The organism is Salinicola sp. (assembly GCF_982684285.1).
Map to the genome: position 1 here is coordinate 1 of NZ_CEXLVS010000544.1, position 1,024 is coordinate 1,024.

Below are 1,024 nucleotides of genomic sequence, written 5' to 3' on the forward strand. Positions count from 1 at the left end.
TTAGGTTATGTCTATGGACCACCAAGTATTGTTCGTTTGACTACAGGAAAATGGGCAGCTATTTTTAGCGGTGGCTACAACAATACTTTCGATAATGATAGTACTACTAATGATAGCTCTAGCGGCAATGCGGTTTTGTATATTGTTGACATTAAAGATGGCAGCTTAATCAAAAAATTTGATACTAAGGTCGGTTCAGCAGATGATCCTACGGGTAATAATAGACCTAATGGTCTTTCTCAACCTTCAGTGATAGATTTTAATGGTGATTATATTGCTGATGCCATTTATGCCGGTGATTTATTTGGCAATGTATGGAAAATAGATATCAGTGGCAACGCGGGCGGCAACTGGAAGTTTGCTTATAAAACAGGTTCTAATCCGGACCCAATTTATACGGCATGCGCAGCTGCAACTTGTACAGGAACTAACCATCAGCCAATCACAACACAAGTAAAAGTGAAAACTCATCCACTTTTAACCGGATACTTAGTTGTGTTTGGTACAGGAAAATATATTGAGGTAGGTGATAATATTTCTAGTGGTCAGACCACACAAAGCATGTATGGAATATGGGATAGAGTTGAGTCGACATTAACTGCATTTGACCGAGATGACTTGTTAGAGCAGGAAATAATATTTGAAGTATCCCAGCACAGTGAGTCACTTCGAGTAATTACTGATAATTCAATTGCTTGGCATAATGGAAGCAGTGGTCATTTAGGTTGGTATCTTGACCTCTATAATACGCAAAGTGGTAATACAAATAATTATGGTGAGCGTCAAATAAGTAATACGATCATCAGAAATGGTCGACTGCTCTTTTCAACCCTCATACCGCTTGACGATCCATGTGACTTTGGTGGTACCGGTGTTTTGATGGAAATAGATGTGAATACTGGAGGTCGATTACCTTTTTCACCTTTTGATTTGAATGGTGATGGTGTGTTTTCAACTGACGATTATGTACAAATCGGTGTCGATGCTGATGGGAACGCAATTTATGCGCCGGTGAGTGGCAAGT

1 protein-coding gene is annotated in these 1,024 nt (G+C 39.5%); it reads left to right on the top strand.

Annotated features, from left to right (window positions below; all coding sequences use genetic code 11):
- Nucleotides 1-1,024 (top strand): pilus assembly protein (locus tag AC3AYF_RS21825; RefSeq protein ID WP_487780559.1); only part of this gene is annotated, 1,024 nt, incomplete at both ends.